Annotated in this window: 11 protein-coding genes; 6 read left to right on the plus strand and 5 right to left on the minus strand. The window is 53.3% G+C overall.

The features are described from left to right. Positions 1 to 35: 35 nt before the first annotated feature. The 6 genes from parE to RNAN_RS09570 all read left to right on the plus strand — a co-directional run bounded on the left by parE (position 36) and on the right by RNAN_RS09570 (position 7,343). A complete protein-coding gene (parE, locus tag RNAN_RS09545) occupies positions 36 to 1,931 on the plus strand; it encodes a DNA topoisomerase IV subunit B (protein ID WP_008221203.1) in 1,896 nt (631 codons plus the stop codon). Between the two features lie 25 nt (positions 1,932 to 1,956). Then, on the plus strand, positions 1,957 to 3,366 hold the full coding sequence (locus tag RNAN_RS09550; protein WP_008221205.1) for a tetratricopeptide repeat protein: 1,410 nt from the start codon (positions 1,957 to 1,959) through the stop codon (positions 3,364 to 3,366). A 3-nt stretch (positions 3,367 to 3,369) separates the two neighbouring features. Next, complete coding sequence (parC, locus tag RNAN_RS09555; RefSeq protein ID WP_008221207.1) at positions 3,370 to 5,658, plus strand: DNA topoisomerase IV subunit A; 2,289 nt, start codon at positions 3,370 to 3,372, stop codon at positions 5,656 to 5,658. A 77-nt stretch (positions 5,659 to 5,735) separates the two neighbouring features. Continuing rightward, a complete protein-coding gene (locus tag RNAN_RS09560; protein ID WP_008221209.1) occupies positions 5,736 to 6,482 on the plus strand; it encodes a 1-acylglycerol-3-phosphate O-acyltransferase in 747 nt (248 codons plus the stop codon). A gap of 4 nt (positions 6,483 to 6,486) precedes the next feature. Further along, entirely contained in the window at positions 6,487 to 6,855 is a 369-nt protein-coding gene (gene rraB / locus RNAN_RS09565; RefSeq protein ID WP_008221211.1) for a ribonuclease E inhibitor RraB, read from the plus strand. A gap of 116 nt (positions 6,856 to 6,971) precedes the next feature. Continuing rightward, complete coding sequence (locus RNAN_RS09570; protein WP_008221213.1) at positions 6,972 to 7,343, plus strand: VOC family protein; 372 nt, start codon at positions 6,972 to 6,974, stop codon at positions 7,341 to 7,343. Between the two features lie 89 nt (positions 7,344 to 7,432). Here the strand turns inward: RNAN_RS09570 and RNAN_RS09575 are convergent, their stop codons facing one another. From RNAN_RS09575 to RNAN_RS09595, 5 genes are all read right to left on the minus strand, one after another. Beyond that, positions 7,433 to 12,382: a C39 family peptidase gene (locus RNAN_RS09575; RefSeq protein WP_008221215.1), complete on the minus strand. Its 4,950-nt coding sequence runs from the start codon at positions 12,380 to 12,382 to the stop codon at positions 7,433 to 7,435. 114 nt (positions 12,383 to 12,496) lie between these two features. Next, positions 12,497 to 13,528 (minus strand): efflux RND transporter periplasmic adaptor subunit, encoded by a 1,032-nt coding sequence (locus RNAN_RS09580; RefSeq protein WP_008221217.1) that lies wholly within the window; start codon positions 13,526 to 13,528, stop codon positions 12,497 to 12,499. Next, positions 13,521 to 16,619, minus strand: a complete 3,099-nt coding sequence (locus RNAN_RS09585; protein WP_008221219.1) for an efflux RND transporter permease subunit — start codon at positions 16,617 to 16,619, stop codon at positions 13,521 to 13,523. The genes RNAN_RS09580 and RNAN_RS09585 overlap by 8 nt, the downstream gene beginning before the upstream one ends. Positions 16,620 to 16,775: 156 nt before the next feature. Further along, on the minus strand, positions 16,776 to 18,548 hold the full coding sequence (locus RNAN_RS09590) for a TIGR03545 family protein (RefSeq protein WP_008221221.1): 1,773 nt from the start codon (positions 18,546 to 18,548) through the stop codon (positions 16,776 to 16,778). Positions 18,549 to 18,558: 10 nt separating this feature from the next. Next, complete coding sequence (locus RNAN_RS09595) at positions 18,559 to 19,050, minus strand: TIGR03546 family protein (protein ID WP_008221223.1); 492 nt, start codon at positions 19,048 to 19,050, stop codon at positions 18,559 to 18,561. Between the last annotated feature and the right edge of the window lie 101 nt (positions 19,051 to 19,151).

Consider the following 19,151-nt stretch of genomic DNA (forward strand, 5'->3'; position numbering starts at 1 on the left):
AACGCGCTACATCCAATCAGCCAGTGACCGAAACTATGACTGCACAACAGTACAACGCCGATTCGATTGAAGTGCTGACCGGGCTTGAGCCGGTGCAGCGCCGCCCCGGTATGTATACCGACACCAGCCGGCCAAACCATTTAGGCCAGGAAGTAATAGATAACAGCGTCGATGAAGCCTTAGCCGGCCACGCTGATACGGTGCAGGTGATTTTGCACGATGACCAGTCGCTGGAAGTGATAGACAACGGCCGCGGTATGCCGGTTGATATTCACCCGGAAGAGGGTGTTACTGGCGTGGAGCTGATTTTTTGCCGCCTGCATGCCGGCGGTAAATTTTCTAATAAAAACTATCAGTTCTCCGGTGGTTTGCACGGTGTCGGTATCTCGGTGGTGAATGCCCTGTCCAGCCGGGTTGAGGTGACAGTACGGCGTGACGGTAATGTGTACGAAATGGCGTTTGAACACGGCAATAAAGTCAGTGAGTTAACCATCACCGGCACTGTGGGTAAACGTAACACCGGCACCCGGGTGCGGTTTTGGCCGACGCCGTCTTATTTTGACTCGGCAAAATTCTCAGTCAGCCGCTTACTGCATGTGCTTAAAGCCAAAGCGGTGTTATGCCCTGGCCTGACGGTCAGCTTTGACGATAAGGTAAACCAGCAGCAGTACCAGTGGTGTTATCAAAACGGCATTAAAGATTACCTGGCCGAGTCGGTAAAAGACTATATCTGCCTGCCTGAGCAGCCGTTTACCGGCAGCTTCAGCGCCAGCACCGAAGCGGTCGAGTGGGCACTGCTGTGGCTACCCGAAGGCGGCGAGCTGGTGACCGAAAGCTATGTGAACCTCATTCCTACCGCTCAGGGCGGCACCCATGTGAATGGTTTACGCCAGGGCTTGCTGGAAGCGCTGCGTGAGTTTTGTGAGTTTCGCAACCTGTTGCCGCGCGGTATTAAACTGTCGGCGGAAGATATCTGGGATCGCTGCAGCTATATTTTGTCGCTGAAAATGCAAGATCCGCAATTTGCCGGCCAAACCAAAGAACGCTTATCGTCACGCCAGTCGGCGGCTTTTGTCTCGGGTATTGTCAAAGATGCCTTTAGCTTATGGCTGAATGAGCACACGGACATTGCCGAAAGCCTGGCCGATTTTTGTATTAACAACGCGCAAAAGCGGTTAAAAGCGGCAAAAAAGGTGGTGCGCAAAAAAGTCACCTCAGGCCCGGCTTTACCCGGCAAACTGGCCGATTGCTCAGCGCAGGATTTACAGCAAACCGAGCTGTTTCTGGTAGAGGGTGACTCGGCCGGTGGCAGCGCCAAGCAGGCACGCGACCGCGAGTTTCAGGCGGTAATGCCGCTGCGTGGTAAAATTCTCAATACCTGGGAAGTGGAGTCGGGTCAGATCTTAGCTTCGCAGGAAGTACATGATATTTCGGTGGCGATTGGCATAGATCCGGACAGCAGCGATTTATCCAGCTTACGTTACGGTAAAGTTTGTATTCTCGCCGATGCCGACTCTGACGGCTTACACATTGCCACCTTATTATGCGCGCTGTTTATGCGCCACTTCCGTACCCTGGTAGAAGCCGGCCATGTCTATGTGGCGATGCCGCCGTTGTATCGTATCGATATAGGCAAAGAGGTGTATTACGCCCTGGACGAAGATGAGAAAAATGGCATTCTGGATCGCATAGAGGCAGAGAAAAAACGCGGTAAAGTGAACGTGCAGCGTTTTAAAGGCTTAGGTGAGATGAACCCGCTTCAGTTGCGCGAAACCACCATGGATCCTAACACCCGCCGGCTGGTGCAGCTAACGATAGACGACGTGGCACAAACGCTGGAAGTGATGGATATGCTGCTGGCTAAAAAGCGCGCCACTGACCGGCGTGACTGGCTGGAACAAAAAGGCGATAAAGCCGCTATTGCGGTGTAATAACGGGTAATAAGGCAAACTGACAGTGAAGCAATTTTATCCACTTTTTCTGCTGCTCATGCTGTTTGGCATGTTAAGCCAGCCTTGTGCTGCCGCTACGGAGCCTGACTGGCTAACCGAAGTCGCAGCGAAAAAGCGCCAGCAGCCGGAAGCCATGCTGGCACTATTACAGCAGCACCAAACGGAGCTGGCGGGCTTAAGCCCTGAATTACAGGCCAAGTGGTATTATTTGCAGGCGGCGTTACTGGACGCCCTGGGCCGACACCAACAACAGCAACAGGCGGCCGAACGTGGCCTGGCTGTACTGGGCCAGCGCGACGCTCTGCTAAGAGTTAAACTGTTGTACGAGTTGGGCTTTGCCCGTGAAATGCAAACCGACTATCCGGCGGCCCTGCAGCACTATCTGGCCGGTATGGCGCTGGCTGAACAACTGGAAAATGAGAAGTTCCTGTTGTTGGGCCAGATTAATCATGCCGCCATGTTGTCAGTTCAGAATAACGATCAGCAGGCATTGGCGTTGTTAAAAGATACCTATCAGCGCGCGCAGCAGCTAAACGATCAGGAAGTGCTGGCCGAAGTAACCGCTGAATTGGGCCTACTGTACACCACGTTGGGCTATGACGAAGAGGCCATCAGCCTGCTGCAACAGGCGTTAGCGCAGTATCAGCAGTTGGGCTGGCCGAAAAATCAGATCACGGTGCTGTACAATCTGGCCCGTACCTACAGCTATCTGGACCGCTACGAGCTGGCGCTGCAAACCTACAACCAGATGCTGCACCAAAGCCAGCAGTTACAAGATAATGTTAACTTGTATCATGCTTATTCCGGCCTGGCGATAGCCAGCATGGATGCCGGAAAGCATGATGCGGCGCTGTCGTATATGGACAAGGCTGAGCAGTATCTGCCGCTATTACAATCCAATGCCCATGTTGCCACTCACTACTATGAAAAAGCGCTGATGTACAAGAAACTACAGCAAGTTTCTTTAGCGCAACAGCAGGTGCTGCTGGCGGAGCAAAGCCTGAACAAAGAGGGCCTGCGCGAAGATGTTGCCAGCCGCTTGGCTATCTGGCATTTAAAAGCCCAGTTGTTTGCTGAGCAGGGCGAGTTTGAAAAAGCCTACCACCAGCTGTATGACTTTGTCGCAGAGTATCAGGATATGCGTAACCGCGAAAATGAGCTGGCGTTTGAGCAGATCCGTGCTGGTTTTGAACACGAGCGGCAACAACAGCAAACCCGCCTGCTGCAGCAAGACAATGAAATTAACGCGCTCAAGTTGCAACAGGCCAAGCGCAGCCAGCAGGTGCAATGGCTGTGGCTGGCAATATTAGGCTGCAGTACCTTAGTGCTGCTTATTTTACTGCTGTGGCAACTGACACGGCGTAGTGCTAAACAGCAGGCCACCGGCGCATCCGGTAGTAAACAGACAGGATAAGCGATGACAGAAACGGTAATTTCACAAGATGGCGTCGAGCAGCTGCCGCTGCGCCGTTTTACCGAAGAGGCGTATTTAAACTATTCGATGTACGTCATTATGGACCGGGCGCTGCCACACATTGGTGACGGCCTGAAGCCGGTGCAGCGGCGCATCGTCTATGCCATGTCGGAGCTGGGCTTATCGCACTTAGCCAAGTATAAAAAGTCGGCCCGTACTGTTGGTGACGTGCTGGGTAAGTTTCACCCGCACGGCGACAGCGCCTGTTACGAAGCTATGGTGCTAATGGCGCAGCCGTTTTCTTACCGTTACCCGCTGGTAGACGGCCAGGGTAACTGGGGCGCGCCGGACGATCCGAAATCGTTCGCTGCCATGCGTTATACCGAAGCCAAGTTGTCGCGCTTCTCAGAGGTGCTACTGTCTGAGCTGGGTTCCGGCACCACTGACTGGCTGCCAAACTTTGATGGCACCTTAGAAGAGCCGAAGGTGCTGCCGGCACGGCTGCCACATATTTTACTTAATGGCATTACCGGTATCGCGGTCGGCATGGCCACTGACATACCGCCGCATAATGCGCGTGAAGTGGCCAATGCCTGTGCGGCGCTATTAGATAACCCGCACAGCAGCGTCAGCGACCTGATGCAGTACATTAAAGGACCGGATTACCCGACCGATGCTGAGATTATCAGCCCGGCAGCTGATTTAGCCGCCATTTACGAAACCGGCCGTGGCAGCGTAAAAATGCGTGCGGTGTACAGCCAGGAAGATGGCGACATTATTATTACTGCGCTGCCGCACCAAACCTCGGGCGCTAAGGTGCTGGAGCAGATCGCCGGCCAGATGCAGGCGAAAAAACTACCAATGGTCAGTGACTTACGCGATGAGTCTGACCATGAAAACCCCACCCGTATCGTGATAGTGCCACGCTCTAACCGCATTGACGTTGAGCAGCTGATGCAGCATTTGTTTGCTACTACCGACCTGGAAAAAAGCTACCGGGTGAATATCAATGTGTTGGGGCTGGACCAGCGGCCACGGGTGAAAAACCTGACCGATATTTTAACCGAGTGGCTGGTTTTCCGCCGCGATACGGTGCGCCGCCGTTTGCAGTATCGCTTAGATAAAGTGCTCGACCGCATCCATGTGTTGGAAGGCTTGTTAATCGCCTTTTTAAACATTGACGATGTAATTCGTATTATCCGCACCTTTGATGAACCCAAACCTGAGTTGGTGGCATTTTTTGGCATTACTGAGCGCCAGGCCGAAGCCATTTTAGAGCTGAAGCTGCGCCATTTAGCCAAGCTGGAAGAGATGAAAATTCGCGCCGAGCAGGACGAGCTGGCCAAAGAGCGTGACAAATTACAGGCTATTTTAGGCTCAGAGAAAAAGCTGACTAAACTTATCCGCGATGAGCTGTTAGCCGATGCCGAGAAATACGGTGATGAACGCAGAAGCCCTATTGTGCAGCGCGAAGAAGCTAAAGCCTTAACTGAAAAAGAGCTGCTGCCAAGCGAGCCGGTAACGGTAGTGCTGTCGGAAAAAGGCTGGGTGCGCTGCGCCAAAGGCCACGACATAGATGGCAATGCGCTGAGTTATAAAGCCGGTGATGCCTTTAAAGCGCTGGCCAGTGGGCGCTCGAACCAGCAGGCGGTGTTTATTGACTCCTCCGGCCGCAGCTTTGCTACCGAAGCACACGAGCTACCCTCAGCCCGGGGCCAGGGCGAGCCGTTAAGCGGCCGCTTTGCCGTGGTGGCAGGGGAGAGCTTTGAGCATGTACTGCTGGGTGATGAAAAACAGGCGCTGCTGCTGGCCAGTGATGCCGGTTATGGCTTTGTCGCCGAATACAGTGATTTACTCAGCCGCAACAAGGCCGGTAAAGCGGTGTTAAGCCTGCCGGTGGGCGCCAAAGTGTTGCCGCCAGTGGTCATTAAGCAGCCCGAGAGTGACTTGCTGCTGTGTATTTCTAACGAAGGCCGTATGCTGGTGTTCCCGGTCGCCGAGCTACCCAAACTCAGTAAAGGCAAAGGCAATAAGCTGATGTCGATCCCCTCGGCCCGGGCAGCCAGCCGTGAAGAGTATGTCTGCCAGTTGGCGGTGGTGCCAGAAGGCGGCAGCGTAACGCTGGTGGCGGGCAAGCGTAAGCTTGGGCTTAAAGCCGACGATTTAGCCCATTATCAGGGCGAGCGTGGCCGGCGTGGTAACAAACTGCCACGCGGCCTGCAGCGGATCGATCAGGTGCTGGTCAATCAGACCGCTGAGCCGGACAGTGATCAAACCAGCCTGAGCGAGTAAAGCCGTTATACTGGGCGCCTTTTTTCAGGCGCCTTTTTATTGGCCGGTAGTTACACTATCGGCAACTGGAGACAACAGTGGTAGCGGTGGTTCGTATTGTTTTGTTGGTGTTGTTTTTTCTGCTCAGCACCCTGGCTGGCTTGGTTATTTGTTTATTCAGGCCGTTTCATGCCAACAACGTGTATATATTTTCGCACTGGTACGGCTTTATGAGCCGGGTGTTTGGCATTAAGGTTGAAGTGCGGCATTTTCAGGGCGCGCCTATCGGCAAACCCTGTGTGTTTATTGCAAACCACCAGAATAACCTCGATCTGTTTACCATCAGCAATGCGGTAGAGCCGGGTACCGTGACTATTGGCAAGAAAAGCCTGAAGTTTATTCCGTTTTTTGGCCAGCTGTACTGGCTAAGCGGCAATATCCTGATTGACCGTAACAATAAATCTAAAGCACTGAATACCATGCTGGCCGCTGCCGAGCGCATCCGCGCTAAGCGCTTGTCAGTGTGGATGTTCCCCGAGGGGACCCGCAGTTATGGTCGTGGCCTGCTGCCGTTTAAAACGGGCGCCTTTCATATAGCGCTGGAAGCCGGCGTGCCGGTGGTGCCAGTGTGTATGAGCAGCACCCATGGCCAGTTTAAATTAAACCGCTGGAATAACGGCAAAGTGATCGTGCAGGTGATGGCGCCGGTAGAGTTACCCAAAGAGCAGCTGAATATCCGCGACTTTGCACAAAATATGCACCAGCAGATGCAGGCGCAGATCGCGTTACTTGATAGCGAACTGGGCAACGACTACACTGCCAGCACAAAAGCAGCTAAAGAGTAATTTTATGGAAAACTGGCAGGAATTTACCGAAGACACCATCGCCGCCTTGTTAGAAGATGGCAGCGATCCGGATGCGCTTTACACCATTGAACACCACTTCTACGACCGTGACTTCGCCAAGCTGGAAAAACTGGCAGTAGAGCTGTTTAAACTGGGCTATGAAGTCACCGACGCCGAAGAAGTCGAGTTTGAAGATGGCGGTAATGCCTGGGTGTTCGATGCTATTCGCGAGCAGTCACTGGATGCCGACAGCATCGTTGCCGATGCCATTAAACTGGAAGAGCTGGCGAAAAAGCACAAGGTAGAATACGACGGCTGGGGCACCTATTTTGAAGGTGACGAAGATGTCGATTACGACGACGATGAAGAATAAAACGCGCTGAGCAAGAAAACCGCCGTTTGGCGGTTTTTTCTTTGGGCTCTAAGTGGAGCCAGCGCGCTGTGGCGACTATAGTTAGCGGCGATAGCTGACTTACAGGAGACCTTGTTATGTTTAACCCAAATCCGGTGGGGTGGTTTGAAATCGCCGTAACCGACTTATCCCGTGCCAGGCACTTTTATCATCAGGTGCTGGGGGTGGAGTTTCACCTGATGGAGATGCCCGGCTGCAGTATGGCCTGTTTTCCGTTCGACCACGACAAAGCCGGCAGCAGCGGCGCCCTGGTGCAGGGCGAGGGGTATGAGCCAAGCCAGAGCGGTACACTGATTTATTTTGAGGTAGAGAGTATCGACAGCGCTCTGGAGCGGATTAGCCATGCCGGTGGCAAGGTGTTGCAAAGCAAAATGTCGATAGGCGAGCATGGTTTTATTGCCATATTCACCGACAGCGAGGGCAACAAAGTTGCCCTGCACAGTCGCTAACATCGCCCTTGTCTTATATTGTCGGGTAGTTACGGCCGGTTTGGATTTTAGCTTTCTGTGCGATGTACTTTTGTATTACGTGCTGCCCATTAAAACAACCAGAATGACAATAGTTTCAATCGTAAACGGACAGTCCAACCATAGTCGGCTGTTAGCTGCTCTAACTGGTTAAAACATTGGCGGCCGACACGATGAATTTTATCATCGGTATTATTACTGCGGCAGTTACGCCGTATTTGAGTCAGCCGTTGCAATAGTTGCATCGGAGGCAGTGGCGTTTGCTGCTGTTCATGCAACAGATTAAACAACTGCCAAACTATCTGTTCCGTCTCAGTCAGTTGCTGGCGATTGATAAAGCGAATAGTGCTAATGTCAGTTGGCTGTTGGCAATAACTTGACGCCAGTAGCCACAGTTGCAAATTGTGGAAACAGCCGTCCGGCGTACTGTTAGCACCCTGCTGTAATACTTCTAACGCTTCTGGCCAGCGCCTTAGCTCAATTAACGTAATGGCGTAGTGGTAACTTACGTAACAAGGTCGCTGATCTGCGTCGATACTGGCATATAACCTGACTGCCTGATACAACCTGGTATGATTTCGATACAGATAACCTAGCCGGCCGACCAATTCAACATTAGCTGTGATGCGGTCAGAGTAAGGGTCCAGCAAGTTTGGCTGCGGTAGTTCGTTTTTAGCTTCGCACTGTTCTAAATAGTATTCGTACATACCATCCCATGCCGGACAAGCGACAGTGCTTTGTAGTAACTGCTTTAGCTTTTTCGGCTGACTGGAACCTAACCATTTCGCCAGTGTGTAACCGGCAAGGTTTGCGGCCTGCGCCAGGTTGTTTGTCAGCTCATCCAGCAGTAAGTTGGCATGTTTGTCGGCATACTGCAGCGTATTGTTGTATAACCAGAAACTCTCTTCTTTACTGTTGATAATTTCTTGCCATAGCAGTAAAGCCGGTGCGACACAATCTTGTCGCAGCAGGGCTTTTAGCTGGCGGTTAATGGTCCAGATATCTCTGTTGTGTTGATGGAGCTGTTCAATCAATGCAATACATTGCTGGTACTGACGTTTATGCAGCAAGCGATCAGCTTGCGTCAGGCCGATATATTGGCTGGTAGGGTCAAGTTGTTGTGCCAGCTCGATCGCAGTGTCGGCCTGCTGCTGGTATTTTTTGTGATCAATATCCAATAAATATTCGGCGGCAATGCACTGTGCCATAGCATCGTTTGGCAAGCGTTGCAGTAATTGTTGTGCAGTTTTCGCAGCTGCAGTGTTGTTATTTAACTGTTGTTGCAAGTCGATAAGCTGCTGCCAGTAATGCAGCTGAGGCGTATACACCGCTAATGCTTCGGTTAACAGCTCAATTGCCTGTTCCGGCAGTCCAATGCGTTCCCAAGCACGGGCTGCCAGGGCTGACACTTCAAAGGGCCTGTTAGTGGCATTGAAGTATTGCTCGATATGGGCAAACAGTTCGGCATAGTTACCCCGTTGCAGGTAAAACTCCAGCACATCAACGTGGAGGCGACTGTCGCTTGGGGATAACTGGATGGCTTGCAACCAATAAGCGCATTTTGCTGCCGGCTCGCTGGTGATTTGGGCCAGCGCTTGTAAAGCGCCAACGCTCAGTGGTGCCTGCTGGTGTAAGTTTAATGCCAGCTCAGGAGCCAACTCACTCTGGCCGGAGTGAGTTGCCAGTTCATGTAAACGCGACCAAGCCCATTGATAGCTATGGTCAAAGCGCACTGCCAATTGCAGATGATGAAGTGCTTTATCGGTTTGTTGATCACGATCATAGGCGTCGGCCAGAAAACCATGCAAATAAGCATCATCCGGTTTGTGTTTGAGGGTTTCCGAGATTACTGCTATTTCCGCACTAATATCGCCCGCCTGTTCCAGAAAAAGGGCATATTGCCTGCTGGCATAGCTCCAGGCCGGGTTGAGATTGATGGCGTGTTGGTAGCTGGCTTTCGCTTGCTCTGGTTGCTGCATCTTGCGGTACAGTTCGGCCAATTCTAAATGGAGGCGTGGCAGCAGCGGAAAATCGGTAACGGCCAGTTGCAGCTGCTCTAAAGCGGCGTCATAGCTATGTTGTTGTAGCAATTTAGCCCAGGCTAGGCGCGTAGACCAGACATGGGTATTTTTTTGCAGTACCTGTTGAATAAACTGCTGTGCTTGCTCGGCGGTAAATAGGCGCTCAGCAAAATGCACCACATCAAGCAGGGCGTCACCGTAATGGGTCTGCCGTGGCATCAGCTCAAGTAACCATTGCAGGCTCTGTTGTTTATCTGTTAACGAAGGGCTGAGTTCAAACAATAATTGCACAGCGTCTTCGTGATCTATTTGTTGTTGCAGCACCTGCTTAATCTGGACTCTGGCCGCCTCAGGTTGCTGCTGTGCCTGCAGCACCCGGGCCAATAACATCAGGTTATCAGTTTGCTGTGGTAGCCGGTGCAACAATGCGGTGCAGTGTTGTTGGGCTTGATCCAGCTTTTGCTGCTGCAGCAATTGTTGGATCCAGCGGCGCTGATACCAGACGTTATGCGGAAACAATGTCGCCAGCTGAGCTAAAGCCGCGCTGGCAATTTCAGCCACCGGGTGCCAATCCGCCAGGTATCTGTTTAGCAATGGATGTGCCGGATGTTCATTCTGTAATTGGTCCAACTCTCGCGCAAGTTGTTCATTGTTGTTGCTACGACGCAGAGCACTAAAATAAGGTTCAGCAACCCGGCTCACCCAGGGAGTCAGCTCAAAGCAGTGGCGGTAGCTATTTGCTGCCTGCAATAACTCTCCGTGCCACTCTGCTTGCCGGGCCTGCCAATAATGGAATTGCTGTTCAGACAGCAAGCTGCGTTGCTGCTGCAGCAATTCGACAAAGTCTTTAATCTGGCCATGATGTAACAGCTGATCGAGATAAAAATCCAGCAGTTCAATGTCTGTCGGTCTTTTTTGCCGCGCTAGCTGCAACACTTGCAAGCCCTGTTGTGCTTTACCTTGCCAATCATAAGCCCGGTATAACGAAATAGCCGGGCTGGCCGCACGGGCGCCATACTTTTCGAACCGCTGGTTAAGGCGTTGCATGGCGTTGTCGGTTTGATGTAAAAAGCGTGCGGCTTTAAAGTATGACTCGACATAGTCCTGATGGGTATCATCCAGACAGCAGGCGACAAAGTAGTATTGACAAGACTTGGCATGCTCTTGCTGTTGCCAGTAATAATCTGCCAGCAAGGCATAAACATCTGCCCGGTAGCTGCCGGATATTTCAAGATCACGTAGTAACGTCTGACAATACTGTTGATACGGCTGCAGCCGGTATATTTCGGAAAATAGCCGCACTTTCAGGTCAATATGAGGCTGGCTTGCAACTTGTTGCATCAGGTAGGCGATGGCTTCGTCGCCCTGGCCCAGGTTTTTCAGGGTCTGAAACCGGGATATACGCCAGCCAACGTGCTTAGGAAATTGCTGCAACAGTTGCTCATTGACAGTATTGATCAGCAGTTCGTCATTGTGATCTATCGCTAAGCTGCGCCGGGCAATTAATGTTAAACGATGCTGAGCGTCGTATTGCTGCATACTGGCCAGATGTTGCATTGCTTCGGTCAGCGCATTGGCATTGCGACAGGTTTCAACCTGATCATACAACTGATACAGCACCGTGCTGCTGTTGGCAAAGCGGGCGAGTTTGTCCTGTTGTGCCTGAGGAACAAACACCATTGCTCTGGGGCCAGAGGCTGCCTCGTCGGCTAAGGTTTGAGCTAACAGCATTTCGGTGATGGTGTCATAAGACGGATCCATCAAATAAGCTGTGCCTAATGCTTTGTTGTAACCGACTACGGCCTGAAGGTGTGACGACATGCCGTAAGTCGTTACCAGCGCAAAAGGCAGTTCAGCATCAATTAACTGGTAGCAAAGCTCGGCGCTAAGCTCCAGTTCAATAAATGCATAGCCGTTTTGGCGCAGCCACTGGCGCTCCAACGTGTCGGGGGTGCCATCAAAACAGATCTCGGCAGCAATATCGTGCTGACTAAAATGTTTGCCGAAATAGGCACTTAATGCGGCCAGCGTTGCGGGAGCACAGGTTAAATGGTGTTGGCTTACATGCGGCACCGGTAACAGTTTAAACGGTTGTTCAACTGGCCGATATACCGTCAGATTACTGTGCAGTATCCGGTTATAACTGCAATAACTGTCACGTAACAGCTGTTGTGCCAACTGATAGTCACCCTGTGACAGTGCAATTTTCGCCTGGCACACCGCCAGCAAATCGGCGTCGTTGCGATCCGGTAGTGGTTGTAATTGCTGAAACTGTTTAACGGCAGTAGCACACAGCTGCCAGTCCATGTCTCTGCTACTCAGGCGTATCAACTCAGCCCAGACCCGGCAACTCTGGTAATTTGCCGCATTCTGTTGCAGTAGCAGTCTGGCTTCATCGCCACGCTGCGCCCGTAAGAGCGCGCGGCAGCACGCTAACAGCATGTGATCGGAGGGATACAACGGCAGTAACTGCTGCGCCAATTCGGCTGCATTAGGATATAGCTGTTGGTCCTGGAGTAACATCAATGCAATACGATGAAACCATGGGTAATCGTTGGCTTGTGGCCGGATTTGCTCGAGCAACTCATTGGCTGCGACAAAGTCTTTTTGGTCGGCATAAAAGCAAATCTGTACCAGAGCTAAATCGGTGTCGGCATTGTTAAGTTGCTGCAATAAAGGCAAATGCTGTTGATAAAAGCGTTGAGCCAGAATAGGGCCAAACCGGTTAAGCTGATAGAACACAACTTTAAGGCAGAGATCGGCATCATTTTTGAAGCGACGCCAACCGCGTAAAATTAATGCGTCAGCATCACGGTCCCGTCCGAGATTAGACAGCAAACGAATAGCAACCTTAATTTGGTCCGGTCGCTGCCAGCCGGCCATAGGGCCCCATTTTGCTAAACAGTAAACCTGTGCATCCAGATAAAGACCATTGTCGGCAAGCTTGGCGTAGTGTTCCAAGTCAAATTGAGTAGTGTCCTGCTCAGCAATATCGAACATAGCATCCTTGCAATGATGGTGTATTTAACCGCGCGCCAACATAGCATTTTCATTCTGACATGTCATCTGTGCTAATTATCACCTAGCTTGATGTTTACATGACCGGCTCACACCTTAGCTTTGTGTGACGGCCTGGCCGTCGCGCAGCCGCTCGGCGCCACGGGTCACCACTTTTTCGCCGGCATTTAAGCCTTCATCTACCGTAACCCAGTCGCCGTTACCGTCACTGACTTTTACCGCTTTACGCTGCGCCAGGTTGTTCTCATCCACCGTGACCACATAGGTGCCATCGCTGCGCAGCAGCAGGGCATCGCGTGGCACGGTAACGGCGGCTTTGGCATCGCGGGTGGCCACTTTTACGCTCACCAGTTCGCCGGCCAGCCAGTGTTGCGACGCTGCGCCCAGTTTAAGCCGCAGCTCGGCGCGTTGGCTTTGGCCATCGGCTGCCGGAATAACCGCGCTTACTGCAGCGCTGCCCTGTTGCTGGGCACTGTGAATACTCAGGGTGTCGCCCGGCCGTACAAAGCGCACGTACTGTAGCGGCACATAGGCGCGCACTTCCAGCTGATAAACATCTTGCAGCCGCAGCAGCGGCGTGCTGCGGCTGACGTCGCCCCCGGCTTCACGCAGCCGCGCAGCCACGACACCGGCAAAGGGCGCTGTCACTTCAGTGCGGCTAAGCTGATCGGACAGTTGTGCCATACGGGCACGGATAATGTCGGCATCGGCCTGGGCTAACTGATAATCTGACTGGGCTTTATCCAGCTGTAAGCGGGAAATGCTCTGGCTTTGCTGCAGCTCTTGCAGGCGCTGATGCTCGCGCTGTAAATAGCTGGCCAGTAACTGGGCACGCTGTAATTGGGCGTTAAGCTCTGCCTGTTGTAGCTGCAGCGGCATTGCGTCAAGCCTGGCCACCAGATCGCCGGCGTTAACCCGGCTGCCGGCCTCAGCTACCCAGATTAAACGACCATCGATACCGGCGGTAAGCTCAGTGTTATTCACACTGTACACAGTACCGGCCACCTCAGTGGTGGGCACCTCAAAGGATAAGCGGCTTTCGCCCAGTTGCACCGACGTCGCCGGCACCGTTTGCGCAGTGGCCAGGCCGGCATAGCACAGGGTAAGCAGTAGTAACGTATTACGCATGAGCAGATCCTTCAGCCGCAGTGGCGGCAAGCGGGCTAGTTAACGCGGCCGGACGCTGAAGTTGCAGCACTGCCGGCAGTAAAATTAGGGTAAACAGGGCGCTGACCGTCATGCCACCAACAATCACCGTCGCCAGGCCACGGTATATCTCGGCGCCAACGCCCGGGATCAGCATCAATGGCAGCATACCGAACAGGCTGGTCAGGGTACTCATATACACCGGCCGTGCCCGCAAAATGATGGCCTGGCGCACTGCGTCTGTGCTGCTAAGGCCGGCGCGTTCGCCACTGCGGGTTTGGTCTACCAGCAGAATGGCGTTATTCACCACCAACCCCAGCAGAATAATAAAGCCAATCATGGTGAGTAAATCCAGTGACTGTACGGTAAACAAGTTTACCAGCGCCAATGCCATCACGCCGCCGGCGATGGCCAGTGGCATCACTAATAACACCAGCAGGGCGTCGCGTAACGAGCGGAACAACGCCGTCATTAACAGCAGTAAAATGAGCAGCGCCAGTGCGAAGTTTATCAGCATCTCATCAATGGCTGAGTTCATCTGGCTGGCGTTACCACTGAGCAGCAAGCTGGCGCCCTCAGGCAGTGCCTGTTGCATTGGCGGTAGTACCTCGCGCTGCAGAATTTCCATGCTTTCGTCCAGCGACATGCCCTCGGGTGGGCGCACGATTAAACTTAAGGTGCGCTTGCCACCAATCCGTCTGAGCTGCGAGGGGCCAACGGTTTGTTGCAGTTGGGTCATGGCGGCCAGCGGTTGCACGCCGGCCTGCGGGGTTAACAGCGGCATGGCGGCCAGCTGCTCCGGCGTGTGCCACTGGCCGGCGCGTAGAATGACATTCATCCGGTCGTTGCCATCAAAGTATTCCGACACAAACAGGCCACTGGTAAAGGCGCGCACATAATTAGCCACCTCGGCCCGGTTTAAGCCGGCCTGGCTAATGGCTCTGTCGTCCGGTAACAGTTTTAGCTCTGGCTCGGCCATATCCAGCGCTGGTACCGGCTGGGCACTGCCGCCGGGCAAGTGTTGCTGCACGGCCGCGACACCGGTGCGTGCGGCCTGCATCAGCGCGGCTAAGTCTGGCCCCTGCAGGTTAAGCTCAATGCTGCGGCCATCACCGCCGCCGGATACGTTAATCATCGAGCCGCGGAATAAAAACACCTGGGTGTCGGGAATGCCGGCAAACACCTCGTCGCGCACCAGTGCCATTAATTGTTCAACCTGAGTGGGGTCGGCGGCATAGATAAAACCGCCGCTGGCATTGGGGCCATAGGTGTAAAAGTTATAGCTCTTAATGGATGGCGTTTTTTCGCCGCTGTAATAGGGCTGCAGCCGCGCTACCACCCGGTTGGCCAGCTCCTGCTCAATAAAATCGATATTACCGCCCGGTGGCAGGCTAAAAGAGAAGAAAAAGCCGTCAGTGGGGGCTCTGGGCATAAAGTCGGTGCGCGGCACCAGCAGCAGGCTGATACAAACCGAACACAGCAACAGGCCGCTCACCCAGCTTAGGCGTTTCAGCCGGCTGTTGGTCAGCTGCATAATCAGCTGGCTTAAGCGCTGCCAATACTGGCTGAATGGGTCCCGGCTTGGGGTGTTGCCCAGCCAATAACGACTGGCCAGTGGGATCACCGTTACTGCGGCGACAAAGCTGCTGCATACGGCCACAGACAGGGTTAACGCCAGATCAGAAAATAACTGCCCCTCAATACCGGCCATAAACAAAATAGGCAGAAAAATGGCCACTGTGGTGGCGGTGGAGGCCAGCAGGGCGCCACTGACCTGAGCCGCGCCGCGCAGCGCGGCTTTTTTATCATCCAGCCCCTCGCTTTTCAGCCGCAGGATATTCTCCTGCACAATAATAGCGGCATCCAGCACCAGGCCCACGGCAAACGCCAGGCCAGCCAGCGAGATCACGTTTAAACTGCGCCCCATCAGCTGCAGTGTAATAAGCGCTATTGCCAGTGACAGCGGAATGCTAAGCGCAATAATGGCGGTGGCACGCCAGCCGCGCATAAACAGCCACAGCAAGCCCAGTGCCAGTAACACACCCAGCCCCAGATTGCTTTTTACCAACGCCAGCGCATTACGGATATGCACCGAGGCATCAAAACTCAGCTCCATCATCAGGCCGGCATCATGCAGTGCGCCCTGATTCAGCTCGGTTATCGCCAGGTTAATTTCATCCAGTAAAGCCACGGTGTTGGCATCGTTGTTACGCGCTATGGTGATGTAATAGGCCTGAGCACCGTTACGCAGGGTAAAGCCGGTGCGATCGCTAAAGCCCAGCTCGGTGCTGGCGATATCGCTTAAGTAAATTGGCCGTTCGCCACTGTAGCCGATGATCATCTGCAGCAGGCTTTCGGGGCTGAACTGGCCGGCAAAGCGCACCGTGTATTGGCGCCGGCCAACATCGGCAAAGCCGCCGGAGGCATCGGTAGCGGCGCGCACCTGGCTGGCAATCTGGTTAATACTGAGCCCCAGTGCCGCAGCACGCTGCGGATCAAAGCTGATTTTCAGCTCCCGCGGCCGCTGGCTGTTTAAATTCACCTGGCCAACACCCTGAATACGGCTTAAACGCGGGTACACTACATCTTCAATCAGCTGCTGGTACTTTATAACGTCCTGTGTTGTGTTACCCGGTAAGGTGCGGATCAGCAGCGACGCGGCGTTAGGGGTGTTCTGCCCGCCACCGGCAACTACCGTGGGCTCTATCGCGTCCAGTGGCAAAGGCGGTGCCTGGTTCAGGTTGTTGATCACATCCAGCGTGGCTTGTTGCATGTCGGCGCCAACATCAAAGGTTAGGGTAATAGCGCCAAAACCGCGCTGGATATTGGTTTCCACTTTTACCACGCCACGAGTGTTTTTAATGGCGTTTTCAATCGGCTCAATAATGACCGATTCCACTTCCTGCGGCGCGGCCGAGCGCCAGCCGGTGAATACCGAAATTTGCGGCTGTTCAATATCCGGTGTAATTTGGATCGGCAGCTTAAATAAGCTGATAAGGCCAAACAGCAACAGCAGGATGGCGATAACGATGACGCTGGCGGGGTTAGTAAGCGCACTGCGGGTCAGGTTCATGGCAGAGTCTCAGACACTGAAGTAGGCTGAAATCTATCGGCTGGCAGAAAAAAAGCGATGTTGATGGGGCAGGTGGAGGAAATTTTGCGTCAGACGGGGCGCCATTCATAAAGCCTTACAGGCTGTAACAGCTGGTTACAGCCTGTAAGGTGTTGGTTAGTTGCCGCCGCCCAGTTTATTCAGCAGCTTGTCTTTGAGTTTGTCTTTGGCCTGATCTTTCGCATCAGCCAGTTTGGCGTTGAGCATATTCTCGATGCTGGCGCTGATGTCGGCCACTTCACCATCCTGCTGGGTTAACATGGCTGCCCAGTCATCCTGCCCGCCCAGGCCAGTTTGCAGCTGGCTGTTGAGTTTGGCGGCTAGCTCGCTTTGATAGGCAGCGACTTTTTGCTTCGCTTCACCTAATAAGGCATCGCCTAACAGCTTATCCAGCGATGAGCGCACACTGACCTCAGGTGCGCTAATTAAACCGCTGGCGCTGATGTTCAGCGGAATTTGCGTTTGTTGGTTAAGCAGGCTGGCCAGTTGCTGCAGGTACTTATTGCCGCTGCTGTTAAAATTCGCCGCCTTTAATACCAGGCTGGCCTGCTGCGACAACTGGTTATCGGTCAGGTTTAATTTGCCGCTGGAGCTTAATAAGCCGGCGGCTAAGTCCAGTGCGGTATCGCCTTTACCCAACGACAGTGGCTTAAGGTTTAAGCCTTCCAATTGCCAGCTCAGGTTAGTGACCATTTGCTCTAATACGGCAAAGTCACCACTGAGGTTAAACGCCGCCAACTGCGGTAACTGCTTAACGTCGAGTGAAAACGTAGTCGCCGAGTTGATCAGTGCATGCTGGGCGGTAATGTCATTCAGCGTAAGGGTGCCCTCACCGCCGCCAAGTAGCCAGTTAACCCGGGCGGTTTTTACCCAAAAGTCCGGGTAGGGTTGGCTGGGCAGTGGCAGAATACGGTTGGGTAATACCACCTTAGGCGCGCTGGTTGCGCTGCCCGCTGAGTCTTGTGGTAATTGCTCGGGTAAATAGGGTTTAACCAGCAGATACAGGCTTTGTAACTGGCTGATGCGCTGCCCCCAAACATCGCCGAGCAATATCTGGCTAATACCGGCCAGGCCGCCGTCACTCAGGTTAGCCAGTTGCTGCACCTTGGCATAGTCGGCTTTGCTGGCGGCGTTAAGCTCTGCTACTGCTTGTTGCAGCGCGGTTTTACTTTGCAGCAGCTGCTGCTTTACCTGCTCCACTTTGGCTTTTTCTTCACCCAGTGCCTGTTTCAGCTGCTGTAACTGCTCAGCTTTGGCGGCCAGATCCGTTGCATTCTCTATTTTGCTGTCAGTCAGTGCTTTCACCTGCTGCTGATATTGCGCCAGGCTGTCTTTGCTCGGTAGCTGCTGTTTCAGTGTCGTTAGCTGCTGCTGTTCGGCCTGGGCCAGCTGTTTTAGCGCCTCAGCTTTAGCCGGTGTTTGCAGTTGGGCACGGGCAATCAGCTCGTCGGCATCGGGTAAGTCCACCTGTAGCAGCTGCGCCAGGTCGATGCTGTCGCCGGGCGTGCCGGGCTGGCGGTACACGGCGCCTTCTTGGGCACGCTGTGCGCCGTATTGCAGGCCATCAATACTCAGCTCCTCCACCACATAGTAGCCCAGCAGCGCCGGCCACAGCTCAATAGCGGCGCTGGCCTGGCTAAAACTTAAACTGTTGTGGCTGGGTTTGGCGGCGTCGGTAATTTGTAAGTCATGAATGCGCAGTGCCAGCGGTGCTAATTGCAGCGACACCTTATCGATATTAACCTCGCTACCGACAGATTTTTCCAGGCTATATACCATGCCAACGCGAATGGCCGGGCCGGCCAGCAAATACACCAGGGCTAATAACGCTGCGAAAAAAATGATAAAAACTAACCAGCCTGAGGGGCGTAAACCAATAGCATTTTTCATCGCTGGCTCCTTATTGCAGCTTTTCGTATAGCGTAAACAGCTTGCTGGCTTTGAGCATCTGCATCAGTTTCCACTTTTGCACACTGTTCATTACCCGCTCACGGTACTGTGTAACCAATAGCTGACTCAGCCAGGCAATGGGCAGCAACAATATCAGGCCCAGTAAAAACGCGCCCAGGGTCAGGGTATGGTGTAAATGCAGCAACTGCAGGGGTTCGTTGTTGGCAAGCAGCGCCAGTAACTGTTCGTTTTGCGCATAGTGCCAGGTGAGGCGCTCCAGTGGGTCGGCCAGCAGTAGCATCAGCCCTTCAGTTAAACCCCACACCAGGATAAAGGTCGACAGGTTAATGGTAAGCAGGCACACCAGTAACACAATCAGCAGGCTTAGCAGGCCGAAGGGTAAAATGCCGGCAAACAGGCCCAGCGCAACCGCCCAACCCAATTGCCAGGGCGAAGCCTGAGAATTAAGTACTTTTAAAATCCGTGCCAGTAACGTCAGCATAATACCTCCGGTAAACACGCTGTAATAGATTGTTATATAAGGTAACAGTGTAGCGCTAATTTGTCAGGGATAAAAAAGTGACAAAGAGTTAAACCGGACTG

The organism is Rheinheimera nanhaiensis E407-8, assembly GCF_000296695.1.
In the GTDB taxonomy this organism is placed as follows: domain Bacteria; phylum Pseudomonadota; class Gammaproteobacteria; order Enterobacterales; family Alteromonadaceae; genus Alishewanella; species Alishewanella nanhaiensis.

What these genes read in the sequence shown, in the direction of transcription:
- parE (WP_008221203.1), top strand. Translation starts at nt 36, where the DNA reads ATGACTGCACAACAGTACAACGCCGATTCGATTGAAGTGCTGACCGGG.
- RNAN_RS09585 (WP_008221219.1), bottom strand. Translation starts at nt 16,619, where the DNA reads ATGAACCTGACCCGCAGTGCGCTTACTAACCCCGCCAGCGTCATCGTT.
- RNAN_RS09590 (WP_008221221.1), bottom strand. Translation starts at nt 18,548, where the DNA reads ATGAAAAATGCTATTGGTTTACGCCCCTCAGGCTGGTTAGTTTTTATC.
- rraB (WP_008221211.1), top strand. Translation starts at nt 6,487, where the DNA reads ATGGAAAACTGGCAGGAATTTACCGAAGACACCATCGCCGCCTTGTTA.
- RNAN_RS09570 (WP_008221213.1), top strand. Translation starts at nt 6,972, where the DNA reads ATGTTTAACCCAAATCCGGTGGGGTGGTTTGAAATCGCCGTAACCGAC.
- RNAN_RS09575 (WP_008221215.1), bottom strand. Translation starts at nt 12,382, where the DNA reads ATGTTCGATATTGCTGAGCAGGACACTACTCAATTTGACTTGGAACAC.
- RNAN_RS09580 (WP_008221217.1), bottom strand. Translation starts at nt 13,528, where the DNA reads ATGCGTAATACGTTACTACTGCTTACCCTGTGCTATGCCGGCCTGGCC.
- RNAN_RS09595 (WP_008221223.1), bottom strand. Translation starts at nt 19,050, where the DNA reads ATGCTGACGTTACTGGCACGGATTTTAAAAGTACTTAATTCTCAGGCT.
- parC (WP_008221207.1), top strand. Translation starts at nt 3,370, where the DNA reads ATGACAGAAACGGTAATTTCACAAGATGGCGTCGAGCAGCTGCCGCTG.